Annotated in this window: 1 protein-coding gene; it reads right to left on the reverse strand. The window is 58.9% G+C overall.

Going from position 1 to position 604, the window contains the following annotated elements:
* Positions 1–582, reverse strand: a 582-nt coding sequence (locus ACR1XY_RS24810) for a nitrilase-related carbon-nitrogen hydrolase (RefSeq protein ID WP_480597532.1), incomplete at its 3' end; no start/stop codon positions are given.
* Positions 583–604: the final 22 nt, after the last annotated feature.

Below are 604 nucleotides of genomic sequence, written 5' to 3' on the forward strand. Positions count from 1 at the left end.
GACAACCCGTGCCACCATATGATTGAGCCGTATGTCGTATTTGTCCCGAAAGTAAGGCGAGCCATTGGGGATCAACAGAAACTCGGCGCCGGTTTCTTCCAGTGTTTCGGCGACATCCGGGTGCCAGCTGTCTTCGCAGATCGGGCTTCCGATCCGGGAATTTCCAACCGAATACGGGCCGCCCAGCGGACCGGCATCATACAAACGCACCTCGTCGAAAACGGTCTCGTTGGGCAAATGGTGTTTCAATACCTTGCTGGTGATACGCCCGCCCTTAAGGATCAAGTAGGCGTTGTACAGGCTCTCACCTTCGACCCAGGGCCCGCCGATGGCGATGGCCGGCCCATCCGCGCAACGCTTGGCCAATGCCTCGACCGCTGTCATCGCCGCATGGTGAAACACCGGCCTCATGATCAGGTCCTGGGTATTGTAGCCAGTGATAAACATCTCGGGAAACGCCACCAGGTCTGCCCCTGATGCACGCCCCTGCTCCCATGCCGCGAAAGCTTTGGCCGCGTTGCCGTCAATATCCCCAACAGTTGGGTTGAGTTGCGCCAAAGTGATGCGGAAACGGTCGGCCATGCTGCCCTCTTGCCCTCGTCGG

The sequence above is a fragment of the Ruegeria sp. AD11(2025) genome, from assembly GCF_056542405.1.